The organism is Clavibacter sp. B3I6 (assembly GCF_030816895.1).
Taxonomy (GTDB): domain Bacteria; phylum Actinomycetota; class Actinomycetes; order Actinomycetales; family Microbacteriaceae; genus Clavibacter.
Genome location: NZ_JAUSYL010000001.1, coordinates 2484047 through 2503146 on the forward strand (window position 1 = coordinate 2484047; position 19100 = coordinate 2503146).

The 19100-nt window shown below is 74.8% G+C and carries 15 protein-coding genes and 2 pseudogenes; 2 read left to right on the forward strand and 15 right to left on the reverse strand.

Annotated features, from left to right (window positions below; all coding sequences use genetic code 11):
• Positions 1-66 precede the first annotated feature (66 nt).
• From QFZ62_RS12090 to QFZ62_RS12100, 3 genes are all read right to left on the reverse strand, one after another.
• On the reverse strand, positions 67-1422 hold the full coding sequence (locus tag QFZ62_RS12090; RefSeq protein WP_307506071.1) for an ABC transporter substrate-binding protein: 1356 nt from the start codon (positions 1420-1422) through the stop codon (positions 67-69).
• Positions 1423-1490: 68 nt separating this feature from the next.
• The gene (locus tag QFZ62_RS12095; RefSeq protein WP_307506072.1) at positions 1491-2441 is read right to left on the reverse strand and encodes a carbohydrate ABC transporter permease; all 951 of its coding nucleotides are present in this window, start codon (positions 2439-2441) and stop codon (positions 1491-1493) included.
• Between the two features lie 2 nt (positions 2442-2443).
• Positions 2444-3388 carry a carbohydrate ABC transporter permease gene (locus tag QFZ62_RS12100; RefSeq protein ID WP_307506074.1) on the reverse strand — a complete coding sequence of 315 codons (945 nt, stop codon included), beginning with the start codon at positions 3386-3388 and terminating at the stop codon, positions 2444-2446.
• 87 nt (positions 3389-3475) lie between these two features.
• On the opposite strand from QFZ62_RS12100, the gene QFZ62_RS12105 reads away from it, so the two are divergent.
• A complete protein-coding gene (locus QFZ62_RS12105; RefSeq protein ID WP_307506077.1) occupies positions 3476-4525 on the forward strand; it encodes a LacI family DNA-binding transcriptional regulator in 1050 nt (349 codons plus the stop codon).
• Positions 4526-4611: 86 nt separating this feature from the next.
• Positions 4612-5748, forward strand: coding sequence for a glycosyltransferase family 9 protein (locus QFZ62_RS12110; protein ID WP_307506080.1), 1137 nt, complete (start codon positions 4612-4614; stop codon positions 5746-5748).
• 3 nt (positions 5749-5751) lie between these two features.
• Here QFZ62_RS12110 and QFZ62_RS12115 read toward each other — a convergent pair whose 3' ends face one another.
• The 12 genes and pseudogenes from QFZ62_RS12115 to QFZ62_RS12170 all read right to left on the reverse strand — a co-directional run bounded on the left by QFZ62_RS12115 (position 5752) and on the right by QFZ62_RS12170 (position 19042).
• Positions 5752-7065, reverse strand: coding sequence for an alpha/beta hydrolase (locus QFZ62_RS12115; RefSeq protein ID WP_307506081.1), 1314 nt, complete (start codon positions 7063-7065; stop codon positions 5752-5754).
• Positions 7066-7233: 168 nt separating this feature from the next.
• The gene (locus QFZ62_RS12120; protein WP_307506083.1) at positions 7234-8688 is read right to left on the reverse strand and encodes a glycoside hydrolase family 26 protein; all 1455 of its coding nucleotides are present in this window, start codon (positions 8686-8688) and stop codon (positions 7234-7236) included.
• A 146-nt stretch (positions 8689-8834) separates the two neighbouring features.
• Entirely contained in the window at positions 8835-9839 is a 1005-nt protein-coding gene (locus tag QFZ62_RS12125; RefSeq protein WP_307506086.1) for a glycoside hydrolase family 26 protein, read from the reverse strand.
• An 88-nt stretch (positions 9840-9927) separates the two neighbouring features.
• Complete coding sequence (locus tag QFZ62_RS12130; RefSeq protein ID WP_307506089.1) at positions 9928-10437, reverse strand: luciferase family protein; 510 nt, start codon at positions 10435-10437, stop codon at positions 9928-9930.
• Between the two features lie 109 nt (positions 10438-10546).
• Positions 10547-11281, reverse strand: a complete 735-nt coding sequence (locus tag QFZ62_RS12135; protein ID WP_307506091.1) for an SDR family oxidoreductase — start codon at positions 11279-11281, stop codon at positions 10547-10549.
• A 77-nt stretch (positions 11282-11358) separates the two neighbouring features.
• Positions 11359-12737: pseudogene (locus tag QFZ62_RS12140) on the reverse strand (PfkB family carbohydrate kinase).
• Positions 12734-14689: a glycosyltransferase gene (locus QFZ62_RS12145; protein WP_307506093.1), complete on the reverse strand. Its 1956-nt coding sequence runs from the start codon at positions 14687-14689 to the stop codon at positions 12734-12736. The pseudogene QFZ62_RS12140 and the gene QFZ62_RS12145 overlap by 4 nt, the downstream one beginning before the upstream one ends.
• 8 nt (positions 14690-14697) lie before the next feature.
• Entirely contained in the window at positions 14698-15768 is a 1071-nt protein-coding gene (locus QFZ62_RS12150; RefSeq protein WP_307506096.1) for a glycosyltransferase, read from the reverse strand.
• Entirely contained in the window at positions 15765-16865 is a 1101-nt protein-coding gene (locus QFZ62_RS12155) for a glycosyltransferase family 9 protein (RefSeq protein WP_307507793.1), read from the reverse strand. The genes QFZ62_RS12150 and QFZ62_RS12155 overlap by 4 nt, the downstream gene beginning before the upstream one ends.
• A gap of 21 nt (positions 16866-16886) precedes the next feature.
• A pseudogene (locus QFZ62_RS12160) lies at positions 16887-17378 on the reverse strand (D-glycero-alpha-D-manno-heptose-1,7-bisphosphate 7-phosphatase); the annotation flags it as partial.
• Between the two features lie 165 nt (positions 17379-17543).
• A complete protein-coding gene (locus QFZ62_RS12165) occupies positions 17544-18203 on the reverse strand; it encodes a hypothetical protein (RefSeq protein WP_307506099.1) in 660 nt (219 codons plus the stop codon).
• Entirely contained in the window at positions 18197-19042 is an 846-nt protein-coding gene (locus tag QFZ62_RS12170; protein WP_307506102.1) for an endonuclease/exonuclease/phosphatase family protein, read from the reverse strand. Before QFZ62_RS12170 ends, QFZ62_RS12165 begins: the two co-directional genes overlap by 7 nt.
• Positions 19043-19100: the final 58 nt, after the last annotated feature.

Genomic DNA, 19100 nt, shown 5'->3' on the forward strand with positions numbered 1-19100 from the left:
GGGTGGCATGGGAGAGGGGAGGTGCGACTCGCGTCGCACCTCCCCTCGTCGATCACATCGTGCGGGCTACTTCACCTCGACGGAGAAGCCCTGCTGCTGGCCGTACTCGGCAGCCGCCTTGCCCCACGCCTCGAGGACGGGGTCGAGCGAGGTGCCGTTGGAGTACGCGGCCGAGGCCGAGTCGCTGAAGATGCTGTTCGTGTAGACCTGGAAGGGCAGGTACTGCCAGTCCGGGACGACGTTCTTCGAGGCCTCGCTGAGCACCTCGTTGATCTTCTGGCCGCCGAAGTACTCGGGGGTCTCACCGAGGAACTCGTCGCTGTTCAGGTCCTCCGTGGTGGACGGGAAGCCGCCCGCGTCGAAGGAGATCTGGCGACCCTCGGCGTCGGCCGTCGTGAACTTGGCGAACTCCGCCGCGACGAGCTTGTTCTCGGACTGCTGCATGACGGCGATGGAGGATCCGCCGCTCTCCGCGGTCGCGGTGTCGCCGGCCGTGTACTGCGGCATGGGGGCGACGCGCCACTGGCCGGAGCCCTCGGCCGCCTGCGCGATGAGGTTGCCGGGCATCCAGGCGCCGGTGATCAGCGTGGCGATGGATCCGTCGCCGAGGCCGCGGAACCACTCGTCGGTCCAGCCGGGGGTCTGGGCCAGCGAGCCGCCCTCGACGAGCTGGTTCCACATGGCGGTGTACTTCTTGGCGCCCTCGTCCTGCATGTCGATGGTGACCTTGTCGCCGTCGACCTTGTAGGGCTGGCCGCCGGCCTGCCAGATCATGCTCGTGGTGAAGCCGGCGTCGCCGGAGTCGCTGGTGATGTACTGGTTCGGGTCGGCGGCGTGCATCGTCTCCGCGGCGGCCACGTACTCGTCCCAGGTGGTGGGGACCGCGATGCCGTACTTGTCGAAGACGTCCTGGCGGTAGAACATCGCCATGGGGCCGGAGTCCTGCGGCAGCGCGTAGAGGGCGTCGCCCTCGGTGACGGCGTTCCAGGTGGACGCCGTGAACTGGTCCTCGAGGTCCGAGTAGCCGTAGCCGGAGAGGTCGGCGAGGGACTTGCCGAGCGCGAACTGCGGGATCGCGAAGTACTCGACCTGCGCCACGTCGGGAGCGCCCTTGCCCGCCTTGATGGCGTTCTGGAGCTTCGTGTACTGGTCGGCGCCGGTGCCGACGTTCTGCACGTCGACCGTGATCTTCGGGTGCTTGGCCTCGAAGGCCTCCGCGATCGGCTCGATGGCCGGGGCCCAGCCCCAGACGGTGAGGGTCGACTCGGTGTCGAGGGCGGTGGTCAGCTCGTCCGCGGTGGCGGTGTCGGCGCTGGCGCCGCCGCCGGATCCGGAGGAGCAGGCCGCGAGGGAGCCCGCGAGGACGAGGCCGAGGCCGAGCGCGACGACGCGCTTCGCCCTGCGGGGGAACGAGAGGGACATGGTGGTGCCTTTCACTTCTTCGTGGTGGTGAGGGGAGGTGCTGCGGTGGAGGACGTGCCGAGCGGGGACTACGCCTTGACGCCGCCGGCCGAGAGGCCGGACTGCCAGTAGCGCTGGAGGAAGAGGAACGCGATCACGATCGGGATGATCGCGAGGAACGAGCCCGTGATGACGAGGTTGTAGATCGGCTGGCCGCCCACGGTGGTGGACTGCGCGTTCCACTGGTTGAGGCCCACGGTGAGGGGGTACCAGGTGGAGTCGCTCAGCATGATCAGGGGCAGGAAGTAGTTGTTCCAGGTGGCGACGATCGAGAACAGCAGCACCGTGATGAGGCCGGGGCTGAGGAGCCGCAGGCTGATCGTGAAGAAGGTGCGGATCTCGCTGGAGCCGTCGATCCGGGCCGCCTCGAGGATCTCCTCGGGCACCGAGTCGACCGCGTAGGTCCAGATGAGGTACAGCCCGAAGGGGCTGATGAGCGACGGCAGGATGATCGCCCACGGGGTGTTCGTGAGGCCCATCTGGCTGAAGAGGAGGAAGGTCGGCACCGCGAGGGCCGTGCCCGGGATCGCGACGGCGCCGAGCACCACCGCGAACACGATCTTCTTGCCCGGGAAGTCGAACTTCGCCAGGCCGTAGCCCGCGAGGGTGGCGAGCAGCGTAGCGCCGCCCGCTCCGACCACCACGTAGATCAGCGTGTTGCCGAGCCAGCGCACGAACTCGCCGTCGCCGTAGGTCAGCACGCCCTGGATGTTGTCCCACAGCGCGAAGTCGCCCGCGAACCAGAGGCCGAACGAGCTGAACAGCGCGTCCTGAGTCTTGGTCGAGTTGACCAGGAGCCAGAACAGGGGGAGCACGGAGTAGATGAGCAGCAGCGCCATGACGAGCGTGAGCACGATGCTGCGACGCTCGCGCGGGGCGCCGGCGCTCTTGCGGCGCTTCGGCGTCTTGTCGGCCGGTGCGTCGCGGGTGGGCGTGCCGGCGTCGGGCGCGGCGAGGGGGGTTCCGGTGAGGGTCGACACGGTCAGCTGTCCTTCCGGGTGCCGACGAGCTGCACCACGTAGGCGACCACCATCGTCAGGACGCCCATGATGATCGCGATGGCGGCGGAGTAGTTGAACTGCTGTCCCGCGAAGGACAGGTTGTACGCGTACATGTTCGGGGTGAAGTACGAGCTGATCGCGTTCGGCGCCAGCGTCTGCAGGATGTTCGGCTCGTTGAAGAGCTGGAAGCTGCCGATGATGGAGAAGATCACGCCGATGACGAGCGCACCGCGGATGGCGGGGAGCTTGATGCCGGTGACGATGCGGAAGGGGCCCGCGCCGTCGAGCTCGGCGGCCTCGTAGAGGTCGGGCGAGATGACCCGGAGGGCCGCGTAGAACAGCAGCATGTTGTAGCCGACGAACTCCCACGTGACGATGTTGCCGATCGACGCGAGGATCCAGCTCTGCGAGAGGAGGTCCGGGAGGTCCCAGCCGGTGGCCTGCTCGACGTTGCCGACGAGGCCGAAGCGGTTGCCGTAGATGAAGCCCCACATGAGGGCCGCGACGACCGCGGGCACGGCGTAGGGCAGGAAGATCGAGATGCGGAAGAACGCCGTGAAGTGCAGGCGGGCCGAGTCGAGCGCCAGCGCCGCGAAGAGGGCGATGGCGAGCATGATCGGCACCTGCACGACGAGGAACAGGGCGACGCGGCCGAGCGCGTCCCAGAAGTTCGGGTCGCCCAGCGCCTGCGTGTAGTTCGCGATGCCGACGAACGAGTTGCCGCCGATCATCCGCTCCTGGAACAGGCTGAGGTAGATCGAGTAGCCGACCGGCGCGATGAGGACCACCAGGAAGACCACGAGGAACGGGGCGACGAAGCCCAGTCCGGTCCAGCGCCGCTTGTCGCGGCGCATCGGGCTCCCGCCGGGGCGGGCCGCCCCGGCATCGGGCTTCGGCCGGGTGGCCGGAGTCGACATCGTCGTCATGTGCTTCCACTTCGTCGGGGGATGTCGGCGCGGCCACCTCGTCGGGACGATTGGGTGTTTGCGCAAACATCTGTGATGCTCGCAACCATGACATCTCCACCGCCGGTCGTCAAGTCGAGTGGCCGGCGCACGCTCGGCGGCCGCACCGTGTCCATGGCGGACGTCGCCGCGCACGCCGGGGTGTCGGCGCAGACGGTCTCCCGGGTGTCCAACGGCGCCCAGAACGTGGAGGCCACCACCCGGCAGCGTGTGATGGACGCGATGGCCGAGCTCGGCTACCGGCCGAACAGCGCCGCCCGGGCTCTCAAGACCGGGCGCTTCCGCAGCATCGGCATCATCATGTTCACGCTCTCCACCCTCGGCAACATGAAGACGCTCGACGCGATCGTGACGGCCGCGTCCGGCGCCGGGTACACGATCACGCTCATGCCGGTGCCGCATCCCACCGAGGGCGAGGTTGCCGGCGCGTTCAGCCGGCTGCAGGAGGAGGCGGTCGACGGGGTCGTCATCATCATCGAGGCGCACATGCTCGACCGGGCCGACGTGATCATCCCCGCCGGGCTGCCCGTCGTGATCATCGACTCCGACGCGGGCGACCCGTTCGTGGTCGTCGACACCGACCAGGAGCAGGGCACGCGCCTCGCCACGCAGCACCTGCTGGACCTCGGGCACACCGCGATCGTGCACGTCGCGGGGCCCTCCACCTCGTACTCGGCGGCCCGACGCGCGGCCGAGTGGCGGCAGACCATGCTCGACGCGGGGCTCGCCCCCGAGGATCCGGCGCAGGGCGACTGGACCACGCGGTCCGGCTACCGGATCGGCCGGGAGCTCGGCCAGCGCGCCGACATCACCGGCATCGTCGCCGCGAACGACCAGATGGCCCTGGGGATCATGCACGCGCTGCACGAGCTCGGCCGCGACGTGCCGGGCGACATCAGCGTGGTCGGCTTCGACGACACCGAGGAGTCGAGCTCCTTCTGGCCGCCGCTCACGACCGTGCACCAGGACTTCACCGAGATCGGCCGCCGCTCCATGCAGGTGCTGCTGGAGATGCTCGAGGGGCGCGAGCCGTCGCACGACCGCATCGTGCCCACGCGCCTCGTGGTGCGCGAGAGCGCGGGGGCGCCGCGGGCCTGACGCGCGCCGGCGCCGCCCGCGTTTCGACCGGGCCGCCGCGGGGAACGGGGAGGGGGACCCGCCCGCCCGACCAGGAGGCCATCCCCGTGCCCGTCGTCGCCCCGCTCCACGAGACCTTCCCCGACGTCCGCTCCATCGCCGTGCTGCGCGGCGGCGGGCTCGGCGACCTGATCTTCGCGCTGCCGGCGATCGCGGCGCTGCGGGCCGCGTACCCGGGCGCGCGGATCACCCTGCTCGGCACGCCGCTGCACCGCGCGCTCCTCGCGGGTCGGCCGGGCGCGCCCGAGGACGTCGAGGTGCTGCCGGTCGCGCACGGCGTGCGGGACGTGCCGGGCACGGATCCCGACCCCGAGGAGATCGAGGCGTTCGCGGCGCGGATGCGGGAGCGCCGCTTCGACCTCGCCGTGCAGGTGCACGGCGGCGGCCGGAACTCCAACCCGTTCCTGCTGCGCCTCGGCGCGCGGCACACCGTGGGCACCGCGACGGACGACGCCGAGCGGCTCGACCGCGTCATCCCGTACGTCTACTACCAGCACGAGGTGATGCGCGGGCTCGAGGTCGCGGGGCTCGCGGGCGCGCCGATCGCGGACCTGGAGCCGGTGGTGGAGGTCACCGACGCCGAGCGGGACGCCGCCGCGGCGCACGTGACGGGCGCGCCCGGCGGGCTCGTCGTGATCCACCCGGGCGCCACGGACAGCCGCCGCCGCTGGCCCGTCGAGTCGTTCGCGGAGGTCGCGCGCCGGGCCGCCGCGGACGACGCCCAGGTGGTCGTCGTGGGCGACGCGACGGACGCGGCCGACGCCGACCGCATCGTGTCGCTCGCGCGCGACGGGCTCCCGGCGGAGCAGGCGTCGCGCGTGACGTCGCTCGCCGACGCCCTCGCGCTCGGCGAGCTCGCGGGCCTCCTCACGCACGCGGACGTCGTGCTCGGCAACGACAGCGGCCCCCGCCACCTGGCGCAGGCGGTCGGCGCGCGCACGGTGGGCGTGTTCTGGTTCGGCAACGTGATCAACGCGGCGCCCGTCGGCCGCACGCGCCACCGGATCCACATGGGCTGGACCACGACCTGCCCCGTCTGCGGCGTCGACGTGACCCAGGTCGGCTGGACCGCCGAGCGCTGCGAGCACGACCCGTCGTTCGTCGCCACGGTGCGGGTGGACGACGTGCACGCGGACGTGGAGCAGCTGCGGCGGGCGTCGCTCGGGGAGCGCGTGACGGCGTAGTCGTCAGCGGCCCGCCGGGTCGAGCGCCTCCGTCGCGTGCGGGGTCGTCGCGATCGCGGCGTTCCGCAGCGACTCCGTGCCCGCGTCGAGGTAGCCGTACGTCGTCTCGTGGGCCGCGTACTCGGCCGCGCGCTCGGCCCTGTCGCGGATGGCGGACCAGGCGGGCGAGTCGGGGTCGTCGTTCCAGGGCGAGTGCAGCACGGGCGCGTGGCCGGTGACCGGCAGGAGCCCGCGTGCGGGGTCGCCGTCGACCGAGATGACGGTGGCGCCGAACCCGGGCGCGCGCGGATCCTGCCGGGAGAGCCGGCCCCACACGGCCTCGTCGTCGTCCACCGCCTCGCCCGCGTACACGTGGCGGGCGTGGAGGTCGCGGGCGTCGTCGATGGAGTCCTCCACGCCCGCCGATCCGAGCATGACGAACGAGTAGACGCCGAGGTCGCGGGCGGCGAGCGCGTCGGCGGCCATGGTGGATCCGTACGAGTGGGCGATGACGCTCACCGACGCGAGGTCGCCGCCGGCCCGCGCCGCGTGCAGGCCCGCGATCTCGCCGGCGAGGAGGGGCGCGCCGCGCTCCGCGTGGTCGCCGAGGGTCGCGGCGACGCCGGGCGGCGGCGTGCGGTAGCCGATCCACGCGACCACGGCGTGCGCGGCCGGGGCGCCCACGGCGGCCTGCGCGTCGAAGACGTTCTGCGCGGTCTCCGTCCAGAGCTGCATGTCGTCGGTGTACGTGCCCATGCCCGGCACGGTGAAGGTCACCTGGCGCGCGGTGTCGAGGTCGCCCACGGCGATGGCGGCGAGCGGCGGATCCCGGAGGGTGAGCGACACGAGCGTCCGCGGGGGCGCGGTCCCGCCGCCCACGGGGGCCGTCGGGTGCAGCGCGTCGTGGATGGCGGTGAGCGCGGCGAGGCGGTTCCGCGCGTCGACGTCGTCGGCCCGGGCGGCGACGGCGGCCCGCTCCGTGCGCATCTCGGCGCGCAGCTGGCGCCGGTTGGCGGCGTCGCGCGACGCGTAGTCGACCCCGTCCAGGTCGCCGATGAGCTCCGGGGAGCTCCGGATCAGGGCGCGCTGCTGCCTCCGGTCCTTCGCCGCCCACCACCGGACGACGCGCTCCGGCGAAGCGTCCATCACCTGCAGCTCGAGCGCGGGGTGCGCGGCGATCATGCGCTGGGCCTCTGACGCGGAGAGCGCGGCGTACCGGTCGAGCTGAGCGAAGCCGGCCTCGACGCCGGATCCGGGCGGGGCGGGGAGGATCACGAGGCCCACGAGCACGGCGGCGAGGGCCAGCGCGGTCTCGCGTCGCCGGTGGGCTCGGGTCACCACCGCCTCCTCGTGCCGCGCACCTCCGTCGGGTCGGGGGCGGCGCTGATCCGAGGGTAGGGGCGGGCTCCCGCGCGCCCGCCGTGCGCGGGCTGGGTGCCGCCCGGGTGCCGGGCATGCGGATCCGATGACGGTCGGGACCTGCCCGCGACGGTCGCGGGCGACGGATCAGCGGCGGCGGAGGGCCAGCGCGTCGCGGAGGGAGGCGGCGGAGGCGGCCGTGCTGTCGATCCGCCAGTCCTGCTCCTTCTGGAAGTCGAACCAGACGAACCCGATGACGTCGGGCTGCGCGTGCAGGTAGGCGACGAGGTCGCGCGTCCATGCGGCCTTCGAGCCGCCGACCTCGCTCGAGGCCACCTCGGCGACGAGGAGCGGCTTCCCGGGCGCGAGGGCGCGGAGCCGGTCGAGGCCGGGGCCGAAGAGCGCGGCCGGCTCGGTCCAGCGCTGGCCGGGGGCGGCGGATCCCCAGTTGTAGCCGTCGAGCGCGACGACGTCGACGTACTCGGCGCCGGGGTAGAGCGAGGCGAGGTCGGTGGATCCCGGGTAGGGCACGTTCGGGCTCCACACCCACCGCACGTTGGTCGCCCCCTGCGCGACGACGAGGTCGTGCACGTGCTTCCAGGCGGCGGCGGCGGATCCGGGCGCGTTGCCGTTGACGCCGTCGGACCACGGGTACCAGTTCCCGTTCATCTCGTGGGCGAAGCGGAGCTGGACGGGCCCGCCGTAGCGCGCGAGGTCGGCGCCCCAGGAGCGGATGTAGGCGTCGTGGTCGCCCGCGAGGATGCGCGCGTTCGCGTAGGCGGGCTGGGTCGCTCCCGCCCCGCCCTTCCAGGGCTCCCACGTGACGAGGGCCTCGGCGCCGCGCGCGGCGACGCTGGCGATGCCCGCGATCGGCGCCGGGTGCGTGAAGTCGACGTGGTTCATCACGATGGACGGGCTCTCGCCGAGGAGCGCGGACGCCTCGTCGAGCTCGGCGTCCGCGGCCAGGCCGCCCGGGGTGGAGAGGCCGAGGCGGAGGCGCGCCGAGCTGATCCCGGGGCCGGACGCCGGCAGCGCGACGGGGGCCGCGGTCGGGGCGGGGGCGGGCGCCGGGGCAGGCGCGGGAACCGGGGTGCGGGATCCGGTGCCGGGGGCCGGCGACGGCGCGGGGGAGGGCTTCGGGGTCGGCGACGGCGACGGCGACGGCTTCGGCGTGGGCGACGGGGTCGGCGCGGCCTTCGTGACGGTGAACGCGGCGGTCGCCCTCTTCGCGCCCGAGGTCGCGGTGATGCGGATGGTCGAGAGGGAGCCCTTCGGGATCACGATCCGCGAGGTGAACGCCCCGGTCGCGGTGGTCGTGAAGCGGGCGGACGCGCTGCCCGCGGTGAGGGTGCCGGCCTTGCGGACGGCGAACCCGGATCCGGTCACGGCGACGGCGGTGCCGACGGTGCCCGAGGGGACCGACAGGACGATGGCGGGGACCGGGGCGGGGAGGGCCGTCGTGCGCGCGGTCGCGGCGATGGCGGGGGCGGCCAGCACGACGGCGGAGGCCACGACCGCGGGGACGATGACGGTCGCGACCACGCGGGTGGCCACGGGCGCGATGACGTTCGCGACCACGACCGGGGCGCGTCGGCTGGGCATGGCGGCTCCACGTCCTCTCGAGGGTTCCATGCGAATGTATTCGAGAAGGGCACGGAGCGATAGGGGCGGGCGCGGGACGGATGCGCGGGCAGCCGACCGTCCCGCCTCCCGGCCATCGCCGTCGCCGTCGGGCCCGCCTGACCCGCTCATCGACGGCGCAGCGCGAGGGCGTCGCGGAGCGCGTCGGCCGAGGAGGCGGAGCTGGCGATGCGCCAGTCGGCCTCCTTGTCCATGTCGAACCAGACCAGCGCGGTCACGTCGGGCTGCGCCTGCAGGTAGGCGACGAGGTCCCGGTTCCACGCGGCCTTGGATCCGCCGACCTCGGAGGACGCGGTCTCGGCGATCACCACGGGCTTGCCGGGCGCGACGCCGCGCAGGCGCGCGAGGCCCGGGGCGAACAGGTCGGCCGGGGCCGTCCACCCGTGCCCGGTGACGCCGGTGCCCCAGTTGTAGCCGTCGAGCCCGACGACGTCGACGTAGGCGTCGCCCGGGTAGAGGCCCGCGAGGTCGGTGGATCCGGGGTACGGCACGTTCGGCGTCCACACCCAGCGCACGTTGGTCGCGCCCTGCCCCACGACCACGTCGTGGACGTGCCGCCAGGCCGCGGCGTACGAGCCCGGCGCGTTGCCGTTCGCGCCCTCGGCCCACGGGTACCAGTTCCCGTTCATCTCGTGCGCGTAGCGGAGGAGGACGGGGCCGCCCCAACTCGCGAGGGCCGTGCCCCAGTCGCGCAGGTGCGCGTCGTGGTCGCCCGCGGCGATGCGCGCATTCGTGAAGGCGGGCTGGCCGACGCCCGCGCCGGCCCGCCACGGCTCCCAGGTGAGGAGCGACTCGGCGCCGCGCGCGGCGACGGCGTCGAGGGCCGCGAGCGGCGGGGCCTGCGTGAAGTCGGCGTAGGAGAGCACGATGCTGGGGCTCTCGCCGACCTGCGCGGCGACCCGGTCGAGCTCGGCGCCCGCCGTGGGGCCGCCCGGGGTCGCGACGCCGAAGCGGAGGCGGGCGTCGGAGGTCGGGGGTGTGCCGGTGGTGTCGGTCGTGCCGGCGGGCTCGGCCGCGCTCGCCGGTGCGGCGGCGCCGAGGAGACCGGCGGTGAGGGCGAGTCCCAGGAGGAGGGTCGTCGCGGAGCGGAGGGGATGGGGGTCGTGCTGCATGTGATCCAGTTCCTGCGGATGCCCGCTGGTCCGAGGCTAGGCGCTGGGCCGGTCCCGGGACGGCGGAAGTCCGCTCAGGCCCGGACGGTCAGGGGATGGTCGGGTCGGTCGGCGACATCGGGACGTGCGCCGGGCGCTCATCGCCGGGGTCCCGCGCGAAGGCGATCGCCTCCTCGATGAACCCGACCACGATGTCGAGCTCGGCCGCGTCGCGCGGCCCGTAGACGAGGAACTCGGTGCCGAAGTCCTCGTACTGGTGGGGCGTCGCCCAGCCGAGCGCGGTCAGCTCGGCGCCGCGCGCGACGGGCAGGCACAGGTGCACGGACGTGTCGTCGACGCCGTGGAGGTGCACGGGCTCGACGCGGCCCTCGGGTGCGAGCGAGGTCCACGGCACGATCGGCGTCTCGAGATCCCGCAGGAACAGGCCGCGGGAGGAGGCGGGCGACACCTGGCTGTGGCTCTCGTAGACGCCCGGCAGCGCGAACGCCCGCGCGACGAGGCGGCCCCACAGCTCGGGCGTCGCGCGGTCGGTGAGCTGCCGCTGCGGACCCTCGTCGGAGAGGGTGGGGCGGGGGCCGGGGCGGGGTGTGGAGCTCACCCGTCGAACGTATCGGCGTGACGCCCTCGGCCCACGACGACACGAGCCCGGCACCCGCGCGATGCGGGGCCGGGCTCGTGTCATGCGCGTGGCGCGGATCAGCCGCGGATCAGGGCCAGCTGTCCTCGAGCTCGTGGGTGATGACGAGCTCGCGGATCTCGCAGCCGCGGGGCTGGCCGAGGATGAACATGACCGAGTCGGCGACGGCGGCGGGGTCGTTGAGGTTCGCGTCGGAGCCGGGCTTGTACTTCGGGTCGCGGTCGTCGAAGAAGTGGGTCTTCATGCCGGAGGGGATCAGCGTGGTCACGCCGACCTCGCCCTTCGTCTCGGCGGCCAGCGCGCGGGTGAAGCCGAGGACGCCGAACTTGGAGGCGCAGTAGGCGGTGGCGTCGGAGATGGCCTTGATCGCGAGCGACGACGCGACGGTGACGACGCGGCCGTGCGACTCGGTGAGGAACGGCAGCGCCGCGCGGACGACGGCGACGGTGCCCATCAGGTTCACGCCGATGACCTTCTCCCACTCGGTGGGGGCGACGTCGACGAGGCGGCCGCAGCGGTCGATGCCGGCCGCGGTGACGACGGCGTCGAGGCCGCCGTGCTTCTGCGCGATCTCCGTCACGAGCGCCTCGGTGGCGCGGGTGTCGGAGACGTCGATGCGGTGCGCCTCCATGCCGGTGACGCTCGAGGTGTCGAGGTCGAGCACGATGGGCTCGCCGCCGGCCGCGAGGACCGCCTGCGCGACGGCCGCGCCGAGGCCCGACGCGCCGCCGGTGATGAGGACGCGGCCGGTGCTGGGGCGTCCGGTCGCCGCGGGGGCGGGGGCGGTCTGGGGGGAGTCGGTCATGGGTGTTCCTCTCGTGGTGCGGATCCCGCGCCGGTCGAGCGGCGCGGGCGGTGCGGATCGTGGGGTCGTGGGGCTGCTCAGCCGACGCGGGCGAGCGCGCCCGCGAGCTTCGTGGTCGACCGGCCGGGGTGGTACGGGACGGTCACGGCCTGGCCGCCCCACTCGGCGATGACCGCCGACTCGGGGAGGTCCTCGGCGCGGTAGTCGCCGCCCTTGACCCACAGGTCGGGCTTGATGGAGCGGAGCGCCTCCTCGGGGGTGTCCTCGGAGAAGAGCACCACCGCGTCGACGACGCCGAGCGACAGGAGGAGGTCCACGCGGTCCTCCTCGGTCATGATCGGCCGCTCGGGTCCCTTGAGGCGACGCACCGAGTCGTCCGAGTTGAGGAGGACGACCAGGCAGTCGCCGAGCGCGCGCGCGGCCGCGAGGGTGCGTGCGTGGCCGGCGTGGACGAGGTCGAAGCAGCCGCCCGTCGCGACGACGGTGCCGCCGGCCGCGCGGGTCGCGCGGACCACCTGGAGGGCGCTCGCCGCGTGGCCGCCGATGGGTCGGGCCGCGGGCGGGCCGACGAGGGTGGCGACGCCGCCCGCGTCCACGTACTCGGCGGCGGAGGCGACGGCGTCGCGCACGGCGTCCTCGACGGTGGATCCGCCGGCCAGGGCCGCGAGGGCGGTGGCGGCGAGGCGGTCGCCGGCGCCGCACGGGTCGCCCGTGGCGACGAGCGGAGCGGGGACGACGACGGGCATGGACGTGGATCCGTCGGCGCCCGCCGACACGAGGAGCGCGCCGCGCTCGCTCATGGTGACGGCGACCGTCCGCACGCCCCAGCGCTCGCGGAGGAGGCGGGCGGCGTCGGCGGCCGCGGAGACGTCGCGCCCGGCGAGCCCGGAGAACGCGCGCGCCTCGGCGAGGTTCGGGGTGGCGAGGGCGGTGTTCGGGACGGGCGGCTCGCCCGCGGGGTGCGGATCCCACACCAGGGGCACGACGGCGGCGCGCGCGTCGAGCGCCTGGCGGAGGCGGGGATCGCGGGTCACGCCGCGGCCGTAGTCGGCGACGACGACGGCGTCCGCCGTGGCGATCGCGTCGAGCATCGCGTCGGTCGCGGCCGGGGTGGGCGGCGGCGCGCAGCCCTCGTCGATGCGGGCGATGGCGTGGCCGTCGGCGCGGACGCGGGTCTCTTCACGGGCGTGGGCGCGCCGGACGGGCCGGCGACCACGTCGATCCGGTCGAGGCACGCGCGCAGCGTCTCCGAGTGGCGGTCGTCGGAGAGCACGGTGACGAGGCGCACGTCGTGGCCGTCGCGCGCGAGCATGGTCGCGACGAGGCCGGCCCCGCCCGCGCGGGGCGTCGACTCCTCGACCTCGATGACGGGCACGGGCGCGTCGGGGCTGAGGCGGTGGGCGGCGCCGGTCATGTCGACGTCGAGGAGGACGTCGCCGACCACGACGATCCTCATGCCGGCACCTCCGCGGTGGCGGGGGCGGTGGATGCGCCGGCCGCTGCGGACCCCGGCGACGCGGGCGCGGCGTCCGCGGTGGCGGACGCGACGGCCGCGGCCCGGTCGTTCGCCTTCAGGCGGCTCTCGAACGAGCGGCAGATCGCGTGCACGGCGACGAGCTGCGCCTCCTGCACGTTCGCCGACGGACCGTCGAGCGCGATGTGGTCGTCGCACGCCTCCACGAGCGGGTTGGGGCCGGGGCCCGTCATCGCCCACGTGGTGGCGCCGGCGGCGCGCGCGGCGGCCGCGGCCTTGAGGAGGTTGACGCTCCGGCCGCTGGTGGAGAGGAGCACGACGATGTCGCCGGAGCGCGCGTGCGCGTGCACCTGGCGGGCGAAGACCTCGTCGAAGCCGTAGTCGTTGCCGATCGCGGTGACCGCGGACGACTCGGAGTGCAGCGCGATCGCGGAGAACGGGCGGCGGTCGCCGTCGAACCGGCCCACCAGCTCGCTCGTGAGGTGCTGGGCCTCGGCCGCGGATCCGCCGTTGCCGGCCGCCAGCAGGCGCGCGCCGTGGCTCATCCGATCGGCCATCTCGCTGCCCCACGCGGTGAGGCGCGGCGCGTGCGTGCGGAGGGCGTCGAGGACCGGGCCGAGCGCGTCGAGGTGCGCGTCGACCACGGTCGGGTCGGCGGGGAGGTCGTCGAGGGCGGCGTCCTGGATGGCGGACCGGTAGGCGTCCGCGGTGCGGGCGGCGACGGTCGACCACGAGTAGCCGTGCTCCATGCGGTCGCGGCCGGCGCGGCCGAGGCGGCGGCGGCGGGCGGGATCCGCGTGCAGCGCCTCGAGGGCGTCCGCGATGGCGGCGGGGTCGCGCGGCGGTACGAGGATCCCCGTCACGCCGTCGACCACGCTGTCGGTGAGCCCGCCCACGGCGGACGCCACCACGGGCACGCCCGAGGCCATCGCCTCGAGCGGCACGATGCCGAACGGCTCGTACCAGGGCGCGCACACGACGACGTCGGCGGTGCGCATCACGGCGGGCATGTCGGCCTGGGAGACGCGGCCGTGCAGGCGCACGCGGTCGGCGACCCCGGCGGCGCGGGCCGCCTCCATCAGGCGGCGGGCCTCGGTGTCCTCGCCGGCGCTCGCGGCGTCGCCGGATCCGCCGACGATCACCAGCTCGATCTCCCGGCGGCCGCGGCGGTCGAGGATCCCGAGGGCCTCGATGGCGAGGTCGACGCCCTTGCGGGGCACCAGGCGGCCGATGACCATGACGCGCATCGGGCCGGAGGCGGCGCCGTCGTCGTCGGGGGAGCGCGGCGTACCGCCGACCAGCGGCGCCCTGCCGTCCAGGGGCGTGAAGTGCTCGACGTCGACGCCGCACGGGATCACCGTGATGCGGGCCGCGTCGACGCCCGCGCGCACGAGCTCCGCGGCCTCGTCGGAGCAGGTGGCGATGACCGCGTCGGCGCGGCGGCCGACGCCGGGCTCGAGGGCGGCGCGCTCGGCGGGGCTCGTGTCCTCGGCGCCGAGGTGGCGGCGCTTGACGGATCCGAGGGCGTGGAAGGTGTGCAGCACGGGCGGGGCCGCGGCGGCGCCGACCGGGGAGGAGGCGAGGCGCGCGGCGGCGTCGAGGGCGGCGATGCCGGACATCCAGAAGTGGCTGTGCACGACGTCGGGCCGGTTCGTGCGCCAGTCGGCGAGGAGGCCGTCGGCGAGCTCGCCCATGTGCGGCAGGAGGTCGTCCTTCGAGACGGCGCGCGCCGGTCCGGCGTCGAGGTGCACGACCTCCACGCCCGGCGCGAAGGCCACGCGGGCGGGCAGGCCGGGGTCGTCGCGGCGCGTGTAGACGGTGACGGTGTGGCCCTCGTCCGCGAGCGCCGCGGACAGCGCCGCGACGTGCACGTTCTGGCCGCCGGCGTCGACCCCGCCGATGGTCGCCAGGGGGCTGGCGTGCTCGGAGATCATCGCGATCCTCATCGTGTCGTCCTCTCGTCGAGCGGGTGGTGCGTGGGGAGCGTGGGGGCGGGGGAGAGCGGGGGCCCGGACCGGCCGGCCCCGCGACGGGCGCGACGGCCGGCCGCGGCGTCGACCGCGTCCTGCAGGACGGCGTCCATGTCGTGCAGGAACCGGCCGAGGGAGTACCGGGCGAGCGCGGCCTCGCGGGCGACGCGGCCGCGGCGGGTCGCCTCGTCGGGGTCCTCGGCGAGCAGCCGCGCGACGCGCACGAGGTCGGCCGGGTCGGCGGAGATCGCGCCGGCGTCCGGCGGCACCGCGCGCGACGCCTCGGTCGCGTCGAGCACCAGCACGGGCATGGCCATGTGCATCGCCTCGAGGAGCGACAGGCCGAGCGAGGTCCACCGGTGCGGGTGGACGTAGGCCCGCAGCCGCGCGAGCTCCGGGTGCATGCGCGCCGTCGGCAGGTCGCCGCGCGGCACGAGGCGGCCGCCGAGCTCGGGGAAGGCGCCCGGCAGCAGGTCGGTGCCCATGCCGAACACCTCGACGGGCGCGACGTCCGCGAACGCGGGCAGGAGGTCGGTGCCGGTGATGCGGCCGCGGCGCACGGGCTCGTTGATCACCGCGCCGAAGGAGGCGACCTCGCCCGTGTACAGCGCACCGGGGTCGGGCACGCCGTGCTCCACGACCGTCGTGGGCGCGGATCCGGTGTCCCACATGAGCGCGTTGAAGCGCGTGACGTGGATCACGGGGATGTCGGTGCGGTCCGCGAGCGGGTGCACGGTCTCGGTCGGAGCGCCGCGCGGCGTGTTGTGCTCGAGGAACACGGCGGCCACGTCGGTGCCCAGCCGGCGGCCGAGGAGGCGCTCGGCCTCGTCGATCTCCGCCACGCGCTGGAGGAGCACCAGGTCGACGCCCGTCTCGTGCAGGAGCGCGGGATCCACCTCGCGCGCGGTAGCGGGCCAGTCGCGTCCGCCGCGGCCGAGCCCCCAGGCGTCGCGGGCGGGCGTGGTGGGGAACAGGACCTCGTGCGGCCCGAGGACGAACGAGTCGGTCCAGCCGCCGTGGACGTGCCACATCAGGATCCTCATGCGGGCACCTCCGCGGTCGGGCGCGAGGCCGTGCCGCCGGTGCCGCCCGTGGTGGCGAGCAGGCGCTCGACCGCGTCGGCGACCTCCGCGGGGGAGACGCCGGCGAGGCACGGGTGGCCGGGGACGGGGCAGTCGCGCGCGCGGCTGAGCTTGCAGGGCGCGTCCTGGTCGCCGAGGAGGATCACGGGCACGCGGTACGGCGCCCAGCGGATCGGCGGGACGACGGGCGAGAACAGGCTGACGACCGGGAGGCCGGTCGCGGCGGCGAGGTGCGCGGGTCCGGTGTTGCCGCTCACGAGCACGGCCGCGCGGCGCATGAGCGCGCCGAGGCCGGCGAGGTCGGTGCGGCCGCCGAGGTCGAGGGCGGCGGATCCGGCGACGTGCGCCGTGAGGTCCCGCTCGTCGGGTCCGCCGGTGACGACCACGGGGATCCCCCGCGCGACGAGGAGCGCCACGGCGTCACGGTGCTGGTCGGCCGGGTAGGAGCGCGCGCCGACCGCGGCGCCCGGGTGCACGAGCGCGAAGGGGCCGTCGGGGAGGAGCGCGGCGACGTCGTCGGGGAGGGCGGCCTCCGTGACGGCGAGGCGGCCGTCGTCGTCGGCGGGGAGCGCGTGGCCGGCCGCCGCGGCGATGGCGAGGGCGCGCTCGGGCTCCGGCTGGTCCTCGTCGAGGTCCTCGCCGGGCTTCAGGCGCACGTCGAGCAGGGAGCCGGCGTAGTCGACGCTCGCCCCCGTGATCCGCCGCACGCCCGCGAGCCGCAGCAGCAGCGCGAGCGGGAGGGGCGACTGGTGGAAGGAGGTGAGGATCACGGCCTCGTCGGGCGCGACCTCGGCGAGGATCGCGTGCAGGGCGTCGACGGACGCGGCGTCGGCCGCGGGCGCGGGGGAGGAGATCCACGGCGCGTCCCACACGTGGACCGCGTGGACGCCCGGCAGCAGGCGGCCGGCGGACGCGCCGCGCGGGCCGCAGAGCAGGTGCACCTCGACGCGCGGGTCGGCGGCGACGGCGCGCACCGCGGGTCCGGAGATCAGCACGTCGCCGACCGAGTCGAGCCGGACGACGAGCACGCGGCGGGGCGCCTCGTCGGGGAGGAGCAGGTGCACGGCGTCGAGGATCGTCGGGGCGACGAGCTCCGCCTCGGCCACCTCCTCCTCGCGCGTGACGGGCGTGGGCACGAGCACGCCGCGCGCGCCGGCGTTCCGGGCGGCGCCCATGTCGGCCGCGATGTCACCGACGACCGCGACGGCCGACGGATCGATTCCCCACGTCCGGCAGGCCTCGAGGACCATGCCGGGGGCGGGCTTCCGGCAGTCGCAGCCGTCGTCGGATCCGTGCGGGCACAGCAGCACGAGGTCGAACGCGCCGAGCAGCTCCTGCACGCGCGCGTTCACGGCGTCGGCCTGCGCGCGGGTGATGAGGCCGCGCGCGATGCCGGACTGGTTGGTGACCATGCCGATGCGGAGGCCCGCGGCGCGCACGGCGTCCACGGCCGCGCGGGCGCCGGGCATGAGCTCGACGAGGGCGGGATCTCCGTTGTACGGGACGTCGACGACGAGCGTCCCGTCCCGGTCGAACAGGACGGCCTGGAGGTCGTTCCCGGGCGAGCGCATGACGGCCACGTACCCGACTGCTCCTCCTCCCAAACGCGCCCGCGAGCACTTCTCCTCCTCCCGTCACACTTCTCCGCGGGTCGGAGAGCAGCGCCCCCGCGCGGGGAGCAGCAGCGCCCTCGGACGGGGGCGCGGGAACGGGGGCGCGGGACGGGCGGGGCGGCGTCAGCGCGCGGCGACCTCCGTGATCCACCGCGACCGCGCCAGCAGCATCGGCATGAGCGGCGCGATCAGCAGCGCGCCCAGCCCGCCGACGGCCATGTCGCCGATGGTGTCGGCGTACCCGGTGAGGATCTCCGGGTCGAGCCACGCCTGCCCCGCCCACTCGCCGAGCTCCCACAGCGCCGAGAGCGCGAGGCCCACCGTGAGGCTCAGGAACCCGAGCGGCAGCGGCCGGCGGTCGACGACGACGCCGGCGCGGTCGGCCAGCAGGATCACGAGCGCGGCGAGGGCCGCCGTCGTGACGAGGTGCGCGGGGATGTCCCACCACGGCAGCATCTCGTAGAGGTCGAGCCGGTTGCTCGCGGCGGAGACGAGCGTCGTGATCCCGACGGCGAGATCCAGCCCCGGCCGGGCCCCGAGGGACCGCGGCGCCACGAGCCCGAGGAGCGCGAGCGCGAACATCGCGGAGGTGACGCCCGTCCACGTGAACACGGAGAAGAGGAACGTGAGCAGCCCGATCACGCGCACGACGTCGGCGAGGACCGCCGTGATCCCGCGCGGCGGCTGCAGGAAGGTGAGCCCGGCCAGGCCGGCGAAGGCCGCGACGTCCTCGGGCGGGGCCGGCGTGTCCGGCGGACTCGCGGCGGCGGGATCCGTCAGCACCGCACCACCGCCTGCAGCGCCTCGTGGTCGCTCGGCGCGCGCCCCGCGACGCGCGTGGTGTTGATGCCGACGCGCGCGACCTCGACGTCGGGCGTGACGAGCATCCAGTCGATGCGGCGGGTCGTGCGCTTCGGGGCCTTGTAGTTCGACCACGTGCCCCACTCGGGCGTGAGGCGCTCGCGGGCACCGTCCCACGCGTCGACGAGCGCGCCGGACTCCACGAGCAGCCGGTGCGGCTCGGTGTCGACGCCCGCGTTGGTGTCGCCCGCCACGATCGTGGGCACCTGCACCTCGGCGACGATCTCGAGCATCATCCGCGCGCTCGCCTCGCGCGAGCGGCGGGACAGGTGGTCGAAGTGCGTGTTCACATGCCGCAGCGGGAGGCCCGTGGCGAGGTCGGTGAAGTCGGCGACCACGGCGATCCGCGGCACCATGTTGCCCCAGCTGCGGGATCCGGCGACCGCGGGCGTGTCCGACAGCGCGACCTGCCGCCAGCTCGTCAGCTCGAGGCGGCGCGTGTCGTAGAAGGTGGGGCAGCCCTCGCCGTGCCCGTCCGGGTTGCGGCCGTGGCCGATCCGCCGGTAGTGGGGGCCGAGCGCCTGCGACACGGCACGCCCCTGCGTGGGCATCGCCTCCTGCGTGCCGAGGAGCGCGGGCTGCTCGCGCTGCAGGAGCGCGGCGAGGAGCGGGCGCCGGTTCGACCAGCGGTCCGGGCTGCCGGGGCGGTAGTGCGCGAACAGGCGGCGGATGTTGTACGTCATCACGTGCAGGTCGGGGGCGTCGACCGGGCCGACGAGCACCCGCCCGTCCTGCAGGGTGCCGTCGGCGCTGAGGGTCATGCGTCCATCGTCCCCCAGCGGGGCCGCGGTGGGCGCCGATGGGAGGGGAACCGTCACG

Excerpts from the sequence above, each read along its gene's own strand:
- QFZ62_RS12145 (WP_307506093.1), bottom strand. The coding sequence starts at position 14,689 with ATGATCTCCGAGCACGCCAGCCCCCTGGCGACCATCGGCGGGGTCGAC.
- QFZ62_RS12105 (WP_307506077.1), top strand. The coding sequence starts at position 3,476 with ATGACATCTCCACCGCCGGTCGTCAAGTCGAGTGGCCGGCGCACGCTC.
- QFZ62_RS12125 (WP_307506086.1), bottom strand. The coding sequence starts at position 9,839 with ATGCAGCACGACCCCCATCCCCTCCGCTCCGCGACGACCCTCCTCCTG.
- QFZ62_RS12120 (WP_307506083.1), bottom strand. The coding sequence starts at position 8,688 with ATGCCCAGCCGACGCGCCCCGGTCGTGGTCGCGAACGTCATCGCGCCC.
- QFZ62_RS12150 (WP_307506096.1), bottom strand. The coding sequence starts at position 15,768 with ATGAGGATCCTGATGTGGCACGTCCACGGCGGCTGGACCGACTCGTTC.
- QFZ62_RS12170 (WP_307506102.1), bottom strand. The coding sequence starts at position 19,042 with ATGACCCTCAGCGCCGACGGCACCCTGCAGGACGGGCGGGTGCTCGTC.
- QFZ62_RS12090 (WP_307506071.1), bottom strand. The coding sequence starts at position 1,422 with ATGTCCCTCTCGTTCCCCCGCAGGGCGAAGCGCGTCGTCGCGCTCGGC.
- QFZ62_RS12100 (WP_307506074.1), bottom strand. The coding sequence starts at position 3,388 with ATGACGACGATGTCGACTCCGGCCACCCGGCCGAAGCCCGATGCCGGG.
- QFZ62_RS12135 (WP_307506091.1), bottom strand. The coding sequence starts at position 11,281 with ATGACCGACTCCCCCCAGACCGCCCCCGCCCCCGCGGCGACCGGACGC.